Source organism: Kineococcus gynurae, assembly GCF_042433995.1.
Taxonomy (GTDB): domain Bacteria; phylum Actinomycetota; class Actinomycetes; order Actinomycetales; family Kineococcaceae; genus Kineococcus; species Kineococcus gynurae.
In genome coordinates this window covers 285743-298580 of sequence record NZ_JBHLUI010000003.1, presented here as the reverse complement: position 1 = coordinate 298580, position 12838 = coordinate 285743, and the positions used below count along the sequence as shown (strand labels likewise).

Annotated in this window: 14 protein-coding genes; 6 read left to right on the top strand and 8 right to left on the bottom strand. The window is 73.7% G+C overall.

Features of this window, described 5'->3' with window-relative positions; all coding sequences use genetic code 11:
• The first annotated feature begins 65 nt into the window (after positions 1–65).
• Genes ACFFKU_RS02780 through ACFFKU_RS02770 form a run of 3 tightly spaced genes read left to right on the top strand, consistent with a single transcriptional unit; the run spans position 66 to position 3048 of the window.
• Entirely contained in the window at positions 66–1499 is a 1434-nt protein-coding gene (locus ACFFKU_RS02780) for an HNH endonuclease signature motif containing protein (RefSeq protein WP_380135389.1), read from the top strand.
• A gap of 59 nt (positions 1500–1558) precedes the next feature.
• On the top strand, positions 1559–2086 hold the full coding sequence (locus tag ACFFKU_RS02775; protein ID WP_380135387.1) for an RNA polymerase sigma factor: 528 nt from the start codon (positions 1559–1561) through the stop codon (positions 2084–2086).
• The gene (locus ACFFKU_RS02770; RefSeq protein ID WP_380135385.1) at positions 2086–3048 is read left to right on the top strand and encodes a hypothetical protein; all 963 of its coding nucleotides are present in this window, start codon (positions 2086–2088) and stop codon (positions 3046–3048) included. The genes ACFFKU_RS02775 and ACFFKU_RS02770 overlap by 1 nt, the downstream gene beginning before the upstream one ends.
• A 38-nt stretch (positions 3049–3086) precedes the next feature.
• On the opposite strand, the gene ACFFKU_RS02765 is transcribed toward ACFFKU_RS02770, so the two are convergent.
• Positions 3087–3245 carry a hypothetical protein gene (locus tag ACFFKU_RS02765; protein ID WP_380135382.1) on the bottom strand — a complete coding sequence of 53 codons (159 nt, stop codon included), beginning with the start codon at positions 3243–3245 and terminating at the stop codon, positions 3087–3089.
• On the bottom strand, positions 3242–4432 hold the full coding sequence (locus ACFFKU_RS02760) for an MFS transporter (protein WP_380135379.1): 1191 nt from the start codon (positions 4430–4432) through the stop codon (positions 3242–3244). The genes ACFFKU_RS02765 and ACFFKU_RS02760 overlap by 4 nt, the downstream gene beginning before the upstream one ends.
• A gap of 36 nt (positions 4433–4468) precedes the next feature.
• On the opposite strand from ACFFKU_RS02760, the gene ACFFKU_RS02755 reads away from it, so the two are divergent.
• Together ACFFKU_RS02755 and ACFFKU_RS02750 are read left to right on the top strand one after the other, a co-directional pair.
• Positions 4469–5047, top strand: coding sequence for a sugar O-acetyltransferase (locus ACFFKU_RS02755; protein WP_380135376.1), 579 nt, complete (start codon positions 4469–4471; stop codon positions 5045–5047).
• 7 nt (positions 5048–5054) lie between these two features.
• Positions 5055–5603 carry a TetR/AcrR family transcriptional regulator gene (locus ACFFKU_RS02750; protein ID WP_380135373.1) on the top strand — a complete coding sequence of 183 codons (549 nt, stop codon included), beginning with the start codon at positions 5055–5057 and terminating at the stop codon, positions 5601–5603.
• Here ACFFKU_RS02750 and ACFFKU_RS02745 read toward each other — a convergent pair whose 3' ends face one another.
• The 6 genes from ACFFKU_RS02745 to ACFFKU_RS02720 all read right to left on the bottom strand — a co-directional run bounded on the left by ACFFKU_RS02745 (position 5604) and on the right by ACFFKU_RS02720 (position 11215).
• Positions 5604–6641: a GGDEF domain-containing protein gene (locus tag ACFFKU_RS02745; protein ID WP_380135370.1), complete on the bottom strand. Its 1038-nt coding sequence runs from the start codon at positions 6639–6641 to the stop codon at positions 5604–5606.
• 27 nt (positions 6642–6668) lie between these two features.
• Positions 6669–7487: a glycerophosphodiester phosphodiesterase gene (locus ACFFKU_RS02740; protein ID WP_380135368.1), complete on the bottom strand. Its 819-nt coding sequence runs from the start codon at positions 7485–7487 to the stop codon at positions 6669–6671.
• A 33-nt stretch (positions 7488–7520) separates the two neighbouring features.
• A complete protein-coding gene (locus ACFFKU_RS02735) occupies positions 7521–8369 on the bottom strand; it encodes a glycerophosphodiester phosphodiesterase (RefSeq protein ID WP_380135365.1) in 849 nt (282 codons plus the stop codon).
• A gap of 131 nt (positions 8370–8500) precedes the next feature.
• Entirely contained in the window at positions 8501–9151 is a 651-nt protein-coding gene (locus ACFFKU_RS02730; protein ID WP_380136099.1) for a response regulator transcription factor, read from the bottom strand.
• A 67-nt stretch (positions 9152–9218) separates the two neighbouring features.
• Positions 9219–10403: a sensor histidine kinase gene (locus ACFFKU_RS02725; protein WP_380135362.1), complete on the bottom strand. Its 1185-nt coding sequence runs from the start codon at positions 10401–10403 to the stop codon at positions 9219–9221.
• Between the two features lie 56 nt (positions 10404–10459).
• Entirely contained in the window at positions 10460–11215 is a 756-nt protein-coding gene (locus ACFFKU_RS02720; RefSeq protein WP_380135359.1) for a class I SAM-dependent methyltransferase, read from the bottom strand.
• A gap of 207 nt (positions 11216–11422) precedes the next feature.
• Here ACFFKU_RS02720 and ACFFKU_RS02715 point away from each other — a divergent pair, with 207 nt between their 5' ends.
• Positions 11423–12808 carry an alpha/beta-hydrolase family protein gene (locus tag ACFFKU_RS02715; RefSeq protein WP_380135357.1) on the top strand — a complete coding sequence of 462 codons (1386 nt, stop codon included), beginning with the start codon at positions 11423–11425 and terminating at the stop codon, positions 12806–12808.
• Positions 12809–12838: the final 30 nt, after the last annotated feature.

The following is a 12838-nucleotide window of genomic DNA, read 5'->3' as shown; positions in this document are numbered from 1 at the left end:
GTGCGGCAACGTTTTCAGCTCGTTTTTCTCTTGATCAACGGGTGGTGTTCGAGTAGAATTCGGACATGCTCACGGAGGTTGCCGAACCGGTCGCGTCGGCGCCGCGTGACGCTCTCACCGAGCTGCTGCAGGCTTCCGAACGGCTCCGCTCCACCGGTCACGCGATGGCGATCGACGCCGTGATCGCCCTGCTCGACTGGGTCCGCCGCGAGCACCCCGACGTGGTCCGCGCCCGCGACCTCGGCTGCACCCGCGACGGGGAGGAACTCACCCCCGAACTGCTCGACCACCTCATCGCCGAGGTGGCCGCGATGATCCTGGCCGAGGCGCGGCACCTGTCCCACCTGCAAGCCGTCAGTCAGGTCGGGGATGCCCTCGACGCCGTGGCCGACCCGGTGCTGCACGACGCGTACCGGGCGGGGGCCATCACCGCCACCCATCGCGCAGTGATCCGCCGCGCCCACGACCGCCTCGCCGCCCGCGAAGCCACCCTCGTCCCCATCGAGCGTTCGGAGGGTGTTCGGGTGGGCGCGTTCGGGGAACCCGTTCTCGACGTTGACACACTCGCTGCCGCCCGGGCGGAGTTGACCGCCTCGGCGCTGGCCCACATCGCCACTGCTCATCCCACCCCGCAGCAGTTGGCCCGGCACTGCACGAAAGTCATCCGCCGACTCACCCCCGACTACGTTCCGGTCGCAGTCCGGGTCGCGGACGCGAACCGTCACGTCTCGGTCGACCTCTGCGACACCGGTGAGGATTCCGGTCTCTCCGCGCACCTCACCGCCCTGATCGGCAAGGACGTCGCGCTGCGCTTCGACCGGTGGTTGACCGCCGCCGCCGACGCGGCCGCCGACTACGCCACGGCCACCGGCACCCGTGACCACCGGACGCATCAGCAGCGCCGGGCCGACGTGTTCACCGACGTCCTCACCACCGCGATGCGCGACGGCGTCCCGGCCCTGTCGGACCCCACCGAGCTCGCGGAGGCGGGAGAGGGGAACCCGGTGAAGCACGTCCGCGCCCACCGCCCCGCCTCCTCCACCACCGACCACGTCACCATCGCCGCCCGCACGCTGCTGGGTCTGGACGACCATCCCGGTGAGGTCGCCGGCATCGGCCCGGTCCCCGCCGCCCTCGCCCGCGCGTTGGCCGCCGACGGCGACTGGCGGAGGATCCTCACCGACCCGGTGTCGGGCGAGGTTCTGGACGTGTCTCCGCGGGTCTACCGCCCCGGCGCCGCATTACGACGTTTCGTGCAGACGAGAGACCGCACCTGCACAACCCCGGGCTGTCTCGTCCCGGCGATTGACTGCGACCTCGACCACCGGGTCCCGTTCGAAGAGGGCGGGCGGACGGTCCGGTCGAACCTGCACGCTTCCTGCCGACGGCATCACCGGCAGAAGACGCTGTACCTGTTCGAGCACCGCGCCGCCCACCGCCGTCGTCGCGCGGCGGTAGCCGGTGGCGGGTGGGGCGGTGACGCCACTCCCCCGTTCTGAGCCCGTGCAACCTCCACGACCGGCTGTGGCGTACATGGTGGTGACGGAGGGGGTGGCGGGTGCGCGACAGGGACGAGGCGGCATTCGACGCCTTCGCGGTCTCGGCCATGCCCCGGTTGCGGCGGCTGGCGTACGCCTGGTGCCACGACTGGCACCACAGTGACGACGTCGTCCAGGACACGATGGAACGGGTGTACGCCGCCTGGCCGCGCGTCCGGCGGGGTGGGGAGGAGTTCGCGTACGCCCGCACCACCCTGGTGCGCCGCCTGATCACGGAGAATCGACGCGCCTGGCGGCGCCGCGAGTCGCTCTCCTTGGACGAGAACCTCGCCGGCGGCACTCGGGTCGTCGCCCCGGAACAACTGGCTGATCTCGTGGACCGCCTGGACGCGCTGGAACTCCTTCGGCACCTGCCCGTCCGGCAGCGGGCCGTCGCCGTCCTGCGCTTCCTGGAAGACCTCCCGATCAGTGAGGTCGCCGATCTGCTGCAGTGCAGCGAGGGGACCATCAAGAGCCAGGCCCACCACGCCCGCCGCTTCCTGACCCAACGCCTCGCCGACCCGCATTCCCCTGACGGAGTCCGCTGATGACCTTTCCGACCGATCGAGACGAGCACGACCTCGTGACCCGGCTCCGCACCGCGCTGGACCAGCGTCCGGCCCCGGCCCCCACCTGGGACCTTCCCGCACTGAAACGACGGGGCCACCGCCGCCGGACCCGGACCCGGCTCGTGGTCGGAGCCACCGCCCTGGCGGTTCTCGCCGCCGCCGGTGTGGCCACGGACACCGTGCACGACCGGACCCGGGCGGACCGGACCACCGTCGCCGCGGAGGGGAGCGACCCCGTCCAGGTCGTCCGCGACTACCTGGACGCTCGACGGGCCGGTGACGACGCCCGGGCCTACGCCACCTACTGGGTGCCCGGGGCCGAGGTGGCGGGGGAACCGCTCCACGTCGACCGGGTCGACATCGGTTCACCACGCTTCGGGTCCGCCGACCCCGAGGCCAGGGTAGCGGCCGGCGGATGGGGGCAACTGGTCTCCGTGCCGGTGACCTTCCGATGGGACCACGGCGGGCAGCTCGTCGTCGGCAAGTACGAAGCCCCCCTGGACATCACCCTGGTCCGGAACTCCGACCACGCCCCCTGGCGGATCGTCGCCTCGTTCGAGTCCTCGCCGGAACCGGTCTCCGCACCTCCCGGCGGGGTCATCACCGTCACCGGGGATCCGGGCACGATGCGGGAGCTCCCGGCGCGACTGGGGATCGTGGGGCGGGACGATGACTGCCTCGTCATGGACGAAGCGCTGCTCGTCTGGCCGGCGGAGACGACCTGGGATCCCGTCGCGGAACAGATCGTGCTCCCCGACGGGCATCGTGGGGGCGTGGGTGACGGTGTCGAGACCTGGGGATCGCCGTTGGACGACCTCACCGCCTACCTCGGCGCGTCCGGGGCGGCCGCCGCCGCGGCCTGCGGCGGAGTGGGTGTCCCCGCGGGTGGCAGCACATCAGGAGGTCGCCCGGTGCTCGAGGTCGGCGCCTTCCGGGACTGAACCGGACGACGGATCGGCGGGTCCGCGTCATGGCCGGGTCAGTTGCCGAAGCGGTAGTCCTCCCGCCGGCTGAGCAGTCGGCCCAGCGCGGAGTCGCACACCCGGGAGACCCAGCGGTCGAGGGCGTCGGCGTCGAACCCCGGGAACAGGAACTGCTCGACCCCGCTGAGCGACCGCGGTGCGTCGGCCGGACTCATGCCGTCACCGGCGTCCGCTCACGGGGGCGCGCCGCGCCGGTCAGCAGGCTGACGGCGGCGACGACGACGAGCACGACCACCATCGCGGTACGCAGTCCCCAGTACTCCCCGAGGAAACCCAGCAGCGGCGGACCGACGAGGAAGGCGAGGTACCCGGCGACCGCGACGGCGGCCACGGAGGAGGTCGGGTCGTCGCTGTCGGCGGCGGCCGAGAGGGTGACCGGGAACCCCAGCGCCGCCCCCAGTCCCCACAGCGCGACGGCGCAGCCGGCCAGGACCGCGTTGTCGGAGAACACGACCACGGCGATGCCGGCGGCGGAGACCAGGGCGCTGGCCCGCAGGACCGCGGCGTTGCCGAACCGCTGCAGGAGCGGTTCGCCGACGAAACGCCCGACGGTCATGGCCGCGGCGAAACCGGTGAACACCAACGACCCCAGGGTGGCCGACATGCCGTGCCCGTCGACCATCAGCAGCGGAAGCCAGTCGTTGGCCGATCCCTCGGCCAGCGCGAGCGCGAGCACGACGGCACCGAGCAGGACGATCCTCCGTTGACGCCACTGCCCCAGCTGGGCCCGCCATCCGGCGCCGGCGCCGACGGCGGCACCCGGAGCCACGCGGCCGGTATCGGCATGGATCACGGGGACGGCCCAGACGACCGCGACGGTCCCCGCCACGGCCACGAACCCGAGGTGCCCGACGACCGGGGCGTCGAGCGCGTTCAGCCCGACCCCGGCCAGCGCCCCGACCACGGTGCCCAGGCTGAAGCAGCCGTGCAGCATCGGCAGGATCGAACGCCCCGACTCCCCCTCCAGCACCGCACCCTCGATGTTGATGGCGATCTCGCACAGGCCGATGCCGAGGCCGACCAGGGCCAGCCCGGCGAAGCACCCGGCCTGGGTGCCGAACTGCGCCCCCACCCCGATCGTCGCGATCCCCGCGAGGAACGAGGCGCCGCCGACCCCGATCGTGGCCCGGGCCCCGTACCGGCGCACGACGGACGCGGACGACAGCACCCCGGTCATCGAACCCACCGACAACCCGAAGAGGACCAGGCCCATCTGACCCGTGCTGGCGTCGACCAGGTCCCGCACGGCGGGGGTGCGCACCACCCAGGACGCGGTGCCGATGCCGACGACCAGCATCACGGTGAAGATCGCCGCCCGACGGCGGGCGAGGTCAGGGGTCATGTGTACGATCGTACGCTAAATCGCTACGATCCCGGAATGGCCGACCATTTCGCGGGGGACCCGCGCACGAACCACGAGCGCATGCTCGCCGGCGACCTCTACGTCGCCGACGACCCGGAGATCGCCGCGGCCCAGCAGCGCGCGATCTCCCTCGCCGCCCGGTTCCTGGCCGCCTACGCCGAGGACGTCGACGCGGCCCAGACGATCGCGGCCGAACTCTTCGGGGAGTTCCACCCCACGGCGCACGTCCGCCCACCCGTCCACGTCGACTACGGGACCTGGGTGAGCATCGGGGCGGGAACGTTCGTGAACTACGGCCTGGTCGCCCTCGACGTCGCCCGGATCACCATCGGGGCGGACTGCGCGATCGGTCCGAACGTGCAGCTGCTCACCCCGACCCACCCGCTCGACCCTGACCTCCGCCGGGCCAAGCTCGAGGCCGCGAAACCCATCGTCATCGGGGACAACGTGTGGATCGGGGGCGGTGCGATCGTGCTGCCGGGCATCACCATCGGCGACCACGCGGTGATCGGCGCGGGTGCGGTCGTCACCCGCGACGTCCCGGCCCGCTCCGTCGCGGTCGGGAATCCCGCCCGCGTGGTCCGGACGGTCTGAGGCGCCGATGGGCACACGACGGCACGATCCCGAGCGGCGCAGCCGCATCGTCGACGCCACCCTCGACGTGATCGCCGACGTGGGGGTGGCGGGGGCCTCCCACCGGGTCATCGCCGAACGCGCCGACGTCCCGCTGGGGTCGATGACCTACCACTTCGACGGGATGGACGACCTGCTGCACCAGGCGTTCTCGCGGTTCGCCGAGCGCGGGGTGGCCCGGTTCCACCGGGTCCTGAGCGGCGCCGACGACCGGGATGCGGCCCGGGCGGCCGTGGTCGACCTCATCCACGGGACGGAGGCGGACCCGAACACCGACCGCGACCTCGTCCTGACGTTCGAGCTCTACACCCTCGCCGCCCGGAAACCCGCCTTCCGCCAGATCACCCGGGACTGGATGGCGGCCAGTCGGCGAGAGCTCGAACGCCACTTCACCCCGGACGAGGCGCGCCGCGTCGACGCGCTGATCGAGGGCGTCTCGATCCACCGCTCGCTCGACCTCGACCCCCCCGACGTCGCGTTCACCCGCGACGCGATCGCCGTCAACGCCCCCGGCTGATCAGGTCGCGGCGAGCACGGCCCGGTCCCGGCCGGTCCGCTTGGCGGTGTAGAGGGCGACGTCGGCGCGTTCATAAAGTTCGTCGGGGGTGCCGGGGAACAGGTGCATCGCCGTCCCGACGCTGACCGTGAGCGGGACCCGGGTCCCGTCGGGGAGTGCCAGAGGGGTCTCCCGCACCGCCCGGACGAGGTCGTCGGCGCGGGTGCGCGCGTCCTCGATCGAGCACCCGCGGAGCAGGACGGCCAATTCGTCCCCGCCCAACCGGGCCACGACGTCGGAGTCGCGGCAGCGGGAGGTGAGGATCTCGGCCACGTGGACCAGGGCCAGGTCGCCACCGCGGTGACCGTGGACGTCGTTGACGGTCTTGAACCGGTCGAGGTCGACCAGGACCAGGGCGGCTCGATCGGCGGACCCGAGGGCCGCGGTCGCCCGCTCCAGGACGCGGCGCGTGACCAGGCCGGTCAGCGGGTCGACCCGGGCGAGCTCCCGCAGCCTTCGGACGAGCCGCTCCTGGTTCGCGGCCGACCGGGCCAGCACGGCCCCGACGACGGCCACGAGGACGGCGAGGTAGGTGAACTCCACCCAGGCCTGGGCTCGCGGAAGGATCGAGAAGACGACGGTCGCCTCCCCCGCGATTGTCATCGCCGTCACGACGGCGACGCCGCCTACACGGAGGTGCGCGGCGGCCCAGACGACCGGGATGACGAAGAAGACCTGGCCGGTGACACCGGCGTCGCCGCTCCGCAGGTCGAGGGTCACGACGACCAGGACACCGAGCAGCGGGACGAGCAGGATCCACGGCGCCACCCGCTCCGGTCGGGCCCGCACGACGACGAGGGCCCCCAGCACGACGCCGACCGTGGTCAGCAGGGTGCTCGGACTGATCCCGTCGTCCGAAGCCACCGCCTGCACCAGCGCGTTGGTCAGCGCCGCCACGGCCAACGACAGGGCCGCCCACACCTGCGCCGCGCGCGGGTTGCGCGGGGCGAACAACGCTGCCGGACGGGCCGGCGACGTCGGCGGGAGGGACCAGGGCACGGGAAGGGGATCGGTCGTTCCCGAGCGTCACCGAAGCGGAAGACCGGGCGATCCACCGGCCGGAGCAACGTCCACGGGGGTTCGGGGCGAAGGGACCGGCCCGCCGCCGTCGAGGAACGCCCGCAAGCGCCCCGGCGAGTCGGTGATGATGCCGTCGACCCCCGCCGCGACCAGCTCCGCCCAGTGCCGCGGGTCCTCGACCGTCCACGGGAAGGTCCGGACGCCCGCGTCGTGGTAGCCGGCGACGGTCGCGGCGGTCAGGCCGCGTCCGACGTGCGGGTTGCAGGCCAGCACCCCGAACTGGACGCGGGCCCGCTCGGCCTGGATGCGAGCGGCCTCGCGCGAGCGCAGCAGGCCCCGCGAGGGACGGACGACGAGCAGGGCGCGCCCGACGTCGGGCGCCTCGCGGCGCAACGTGGCCAGCACCTCGCGGTCGAAGCTCTGCACGACGCAGCGCCGGGCCAGCCCCCCGGGTCGCAACAACCGGATCAACCCGGCCAGCGGGCGGGGGTCCCACCGGCCCTTGAGCTCCAGGAGCAGACCCGGCCCCCCGACCCGGACCAGGTCGGCGACCTGTGCCACGGTCGGGACGCGCTCGCCCGCGAAACCGGGCGCGAACCACGCCCCCGCGTCGAGCCGAGCGACGTCACGCCACGGCCTGCGCGCGACCGGTCCGCGACCGTCGGTCGTCCGGTCCAACGTCGCGTCGTGCAGGACGACCGGCACCCCGTCGGCGGTCTGTCGGACGTCGAGCTCCAGCAGGTCGGCCCCCACGGCGACGGCGGCGGCGAAGGCGGCCAGGGTGTTCTCGGGGGCCGACGTGGAGGCCCCGCGGTGAGCGATCACCAGGGGTGAACGGGACCGCGGGGCGACCATGGTCTAGGCCACGCCCCGCCGGGTGCCGACCGCGCGCAACCCCTGCGCGGCGGCCAGGCGGTGCAGGGCGTCGGCGTCCGGGACGGGCGCGTCCTGGGTGAGCGCCAGTTCGCGGGCCGCCAGGTGGCCGAGGAGTTCTCCCGGCCGGTTCGTGATGATCGCGTCGACCCGGTTGCGGACGAGCGCCCGCCACAACGCGGGTTCGTCCACGGTCCAGACGGCCACGTCCAACCCCGCGCGGTGGTACCCGGCCACGACGTCGGGTTCGAGAGCGGCGCCGGCGTGCGGGGCGACGAACGAGATGCCGAGGTCGCGGCGCAGCGCCTCGCCCTCGGCGGCCGTGTCGGGTCCGGGACGCATCAGCAGCAACCCCCGCCGCAGGTCCGGCGCGACGTCCCCGACCGCGGCGACGCTGCGGGGGTCGAACCCCTGGATACTGCACCGCTGCTCGATCCCGGCCTCGCGCACCGTGTCGACGAGACCCGCGGCGGCCGGGACCGACCACGTCCCCTTGAGCTCGACGAGCAGGCCGCCGCGGTGGTGGGCCGCGAGCAGGTCGACCACGTCGGCGAACAGCGGGAGGGGTTGCCCGGAGAAGGCCGGGGAGAACCACGAGCCGGCGTCGAGGCCGAACACGGTCGTCGTCGAGACCTGCGAGATCTCCCCCGAGCCGGACGTGGTGGCGTCGAGGCGCTGGTCGTGCAGGACGACGGGGACCCCGTCGGCGGTCAGCTGCACGTCGATCTCGACCAGGTCGGCACCGACCCGGAGGGCGCTCTCGACGGCGGCCAGGGTGTTCTCGGGCGCCACCACGGAGTATCCGCGGTGGGCCACGACGAGGGGTTTGCGCACGTCCCCGACGGTAGCCCCGGGAACTCCCCACCCCCAGACCTCGGGCGGCGAGGACGCCGAGAGTTCATCGGCGCGCCAGACCGGGTTGCCCGGATGGTCGACCCGGTCGACCCGGTCGACCCGGTTCGGACTCAGCGGCCGGCGAGGTACTTCAGCACCGCCAGGACGCGGCGGTGCTCGGTGCGTGAGGGTTCCAACCCGAGCTTGGTGAAGATGTTCGCGATGTGCTTCTCCACGGACCGTTCGGCGATGCCCAGCTGCTGGGCGAGGGCCACGTTGCTCATCCCCTCGGCCATCAGCTGCAGGACCTGGGTCTCCCTGTCCCCCAGCCGCTCCAGGTCGGGGTCGTCACCCGACCGGCGGCCCACCAGGGACTGGATGACCCCGGGGTCGATGACGGTGCCGCCCCCGGCGACCTCCTCCAACGACCGCACGAACGTCCGGGAGTCGGCGACGCGGTCCTTGAGCAGGTACCCGATGCCCGTGCTGGAGCGGTGCACCAGGCGCTGGGTGGTACGCCACTCGACGTGCTGGGAGAACAGCATCACCGGGAAGTCGGGGACGAGTTCCCGGCAGGCCAGGGCCGCCCGCACCCCCTCGTCGGTGAACGAGGGGGGCATCCGCACGTCCAGCAGGGCGACGTCGACCGATCCCCCACCCACGACCTCGACCAGGCCGGTGGTGTCCCGGGCCGCGTGCACCACCCGGTGCCCGTGGGCGTCCAGCAGACGCACCAGACCGTCGCGGACCACCGCGCTGTCCTCGGCGACCGCGACGGCCAGACCCCCGTGCCCCGCGCCGCCGCGGGGCGGTTTCACGTGGACGTCCATCGCTCCCCCTCGTGCTCGGTCAGATCCGCAGCGGCAGGACCACGGTCACCCGGGTCCCCCGCCCCGGCGGGCTGTGCAGGTCCATGGTCCCGTCGACGGTCGCGACCCGGTCCCGCAGACCGGTCAGACCGCTGCCGCGGGCCGGATCGGCACCTCCCGGCCCGTCGTCGGAGACGACCAGTTCCACCCGGTCGGAACCGCTGCGGGCCAGGACACCCACCCGTCGCGAACCACCGTGTCGAGCGGCGTTGGTCAGCAGTTCGGTGACGCAGAAGTAGGCGATCAGGGCGATGGCGTCGTCGGGTTCCACGAACGGTTCCTGCAGGTCGAGGTCGGCCTGCCGACCGGAGTTCCCGACCACCTCCCGCAGCGCGTCGGCGAGCCCGCCGTGCAGGGCGGGTGGGGAGACCCCGTGCACGATCGTACGGAGTTCCGCCATGGCGGCCACGGCGGCCAGGTGGGCCTCGTCGACCAACCGGGCGGCGGGCGCACCTGGCCGCAGACCCTCGGCCTGGCGGGCGAGGTCCAGGGTCAGGGCGAGCGCCGTCAACCGGGCCTGGGTCCCGTCGTGCAGGTCGCGTTCGAGTCGTCGCCGCGCCGTCGAGGCCTCGACGAGCAGGTTCGCCCGCTGGTGCTCCAGGGTCCTGGCCCGCTCGACCTGGCGGGTCGCGGCCCGGGCGAGAACCCGTGCGAGGCGGACGTCCAGGACGGTGAGGACGAGGCAGAGGACCAGGGCGGCGAGGACGGACAGGACGGCACCGGTCGTCGGGTCGAGGCCCGCGCCCCAGATCCCCCGCTCGGGATCGATGACGATCGCGGCCCCGGTGAGGAACGGGACGTAGGTCGCGGCCAGACCCAGGGGGATCTTGACCAGCAGGTACCCGCAGGCCGACCACCCCCGGAGGTCGGTGACCAGCCGCCACCACCGGGCCCATCCGCGCTGGACGGGGCCCCGGGCGGCGGGCCAGCGCCAGTCCTCACCCACGATGACGTGCAGCAACCAGGCGTCGAGCGCGGTGACCCACCGGGCCAGGCGCAGCGTGAGGGCGAGGAGCAGGACGCCCAGCGCGGTGACCGAGAGCAGGACCGAGACGACGAGCAGTCCCAGGACCAGGACGGCGAGCAGGAGCACGACGACCGAGGCGAGGCGGTAGGCGAGCAGCACCCCTGCGCGGCGGGCGAACCGCCCCGGCGCACCCCGCATCCCGACCCCCTCGACCGCCGCGGCCGTCGACGGCGGCCCCGTCGACCGTAACGCGCTCAGGGTTCCCGACGTGGTCCGCGCCCGGGGAGGTCGAACCACACCATCGGGTCGGTGGTGGTCCCCCGCGCCCCCTGGATGCCGGCGCGGTGCCGCAGTTCGAGGATCTCCCGGCGCAGCCAGGTCGCCCGCGGCCGGGCGGCGGTGAGGATCGGCACGCCGGACCGCACCGCCCAGTTCTCGACCTCGCGTCCCTCGCTCCACGGTGCCGTGGTCCGGTGGTGGTAGACGTCGTGCACGCTGACCGGGGTTCCCGGGGTGAGCGCGGGGAACAGCGTGGACGTCATCCAGCGGCCGAACCGACGGGTGTGGGCGGCGTCGACGAAGACGTGGTCCGGGTCGGAGGCCCGGATCTCGACGAGCCGCTCCCTGACGTCGCCGAGCTGGAACGTCCACCGGTCCGTGAGTTCCGGTTCCACCGTGCGCTCGACGTGCCCGACCCGGTCGAAACTGTGCAGTTCCCCTTCTCCGTTGTCCCGCAGGGCGCTCAGCAACCAGGTGGTGGACCAGCCCCAGAAGCACCCGACCTCCACGACCCGGCGGGGTCGCAGGTGCCGGACGAGCGCGTACGTGAGTTCGGCCTCCACGTCGTCCAGCTGGGGCCGCAACCGGGGGTGGTCCCGCAACCGGGTCCGTTGCTGCTCGACGACGCGGGCGATGTCGTCGACGTGCTCGCGGTAGGCGGTGAGCAGGACCTCGTCGCCGAGGCGGGGAACCCGGTCGAGGGTGGGGTGCCGGTCGTCGGTCTCGGACATGCCCCCAGGGTTTCGGCGGTCGGGACCGCGACCCAGCGTGCCTGCCCCCGTCCCTCGGTGCGTTCCCGCGCCCCGTGCTGGCACGTAGTCGCGACCCGGGTGGGCACGGGTGGGCCTGGACGGTTCCCGTGCCGTCCACCCGGCACGGATCCTCGGCAGACCCGCACGCCGGCCCCGGGCCGGCGACCGTCAGCCCAGGGAACCACCATGCTGCTCCTCGCCGCCTCGCCGACCCCGCTCGTCGAACCCCTCCGGCCTCCGCGCACCGCGGACCGGTCCCCACGCCACGTCCGTCCGCACGGACCGGCGACGGTGCTCGCGCTCCTGGCCTCGGCCGCGCTGCTGCTCCCCTCGGTCCTGCCGCGCGACCCGATGGTGCAGGCCGTCCTTCTCGTCGTGGTCGCCCTGTCGACCTACGGCCTGACCCGGCTGGTCGCGGCCGGTGGCGAGCGGGTGCGGGGGCAGCGAGCGGCTCCGTGGCCGACGGCCGCCCGCTGCGTCCTCGGCGCGCTCACCGCGGCCGTCCTGGTCATCGCCGCCGTCGTCGGCCTGCTGGGACAGCGGGTGCTCGCCGACGTCGTCCGGGTCACCCCGCCCGACGGGTGGACCCAGGCGGTGTCGGTGCTGGGCGCTCTGGGCGTCGCCCGGGCGATCCTGGCGCTGTTCGACCGGGTGCGCCGGACGAGGGTGCGGCGGGGTGTCGCGGCTGTGGTGCTGGTCGCCCTCACCCTCTCCTCGGGGGTGCTGCTCACCCGGTTCGCCGGGGTCGACCCGCACGTGAAGGGCCACCAGTTCCTCGCGTCGACCCCACGGGCGGAGGACATCGGTGCGGTGACGGGTCGGCCGGCCCGCACCCCCGTGCGGGTCTACGTCGGCCTGGACGACGCCCCCACGGCCCGGGCCCGCGCCGACCTGGCCGTCCGGGAACTGCGCCGGACCGGAGCCCTGACGCGCTCTCTGCTGGTCGTCGCGATCCCGACGGGAACCGGGTGGGTGAACCCCTCCTCCGCCGCCGCGGTCGAGTACCTGCACGACGGTGACACGGCGATCGTCGTCCAGCAGTACGCCGCCGCGTCGAGCTTCCTGGCCTACGTGCAGGGAACCGACGCGGCCTCGGACTCGGCCCGAGACCTCCTCGACGCCGTCGGTCGCGAGCTCCGGGTACGCCGCCGGGCCGGGTTGCCCGTCCCCACGCTGGTCGTGACCGGGGAGAGCCTGGGCGCGATCGGTGGGTTGACCGCCCTCGCGGGCCGGGGGGACGTCCACGGGCTCTGGGTGGGGGTGCCCGCCCAGGTCCACGACCGGGTGGGCCAGGGGCAGACCACCCTCGTCCACGACACCGATCCGGTGGCCGCCTGGTCTCCGGGCCTGCTGTGGCGGCCGACCCCGACCTGGCCCCACCCGTGGGTCCCTCTGGTGTCCTTCGTGCAGGCGACGGGTGACCTGGTGGGTGCCGCCCGGACGCCGTTCGGCTACGGCCACAAGTACTCCCGTGAGTACCTGGCCGGGTGGGAACGGGTGGTCCCCGGCCCGACGCCGCTCCCGGGTGCCGTGCGGGCGAGGGTCGAGGCGGTTCTGGACGCCGTGCGCTAGATCTCGGGGTTCCTCCGCCCCGGGCCTGTG

What these genes read in the sequence shown, in the direction of transcription:
- ACFFKU_RS02780 (WP_380135389.1), top strand. Translation starts at nt 66, where the DNA reads ATGCTCACGGAGGTTGCCGAACCGGTCGCGTCGGCGCCGCGTGACGCT.
- ACFFKU_RS02770 (WP_380135385.1), top strand. Translation starts at nt 2,086, where the DNA reads ATGACCTTTCCGACCGATCGAGACGAGCACGACCTCGTGACCCGGCTC.
- ACFFKU_RS02765 (WP_380135382.1), bottom strand. Translation starts at nt 3,245, where the DNA reads ATGAGTCCGGCCGACGCACCGCGGTCGCTCAGCGGGGTCGAGCAGTTC.
- ACFFKU_RS02760 (WP_380135379.1), bottom strand. Translation starts at nt 4,432, where the DNA reads ATGACCCCTGACCTCGCCCGCCGTCGGGCGGCGATCTTCACCGTGATG.
- ACFFKU_RS02755 (WP_380135376.1), top strand. Translation starts at nt 4,469, where the DNA reads ATGGCCGACCATTTCGCGGGGGACCCGCGCACGAACCACGAGCGCATG.
- ACFFKU_RS02750 (WP_380135373.1), top strand. Translation starts at nt 5,055, where the DNA reads ATGGGCACACGACGGCACGATCCCGAGCGGCGCAGCCGCATCGTCGAC.
- ACFFKU_RS02725 (WP_380135362.1), bottom strand. Translation starts at nt 10,403, where the DNA reads ATGCGGGGTGCGCCGGGGCGGTTCGCCCGCCGCGCAGGGGTGCTGCTC.
- ACFFKU_RS02720 (WP_380135359.1), bottom strand. Translation starts at nt 11,215, where the DNA reads ATGTCCGAGACCGACGACCGGCACCCCACCCTCGACCGGGTTCCCCGC.
- ACFFKU_RS02715 (WP_380135357.1), top strand. Translation starts at nt 11,423, where the DNA reads ATGCTGCTCCTCGCCGCCTCGCCGACCCCGCTCGTCGAACCCCTCCGG.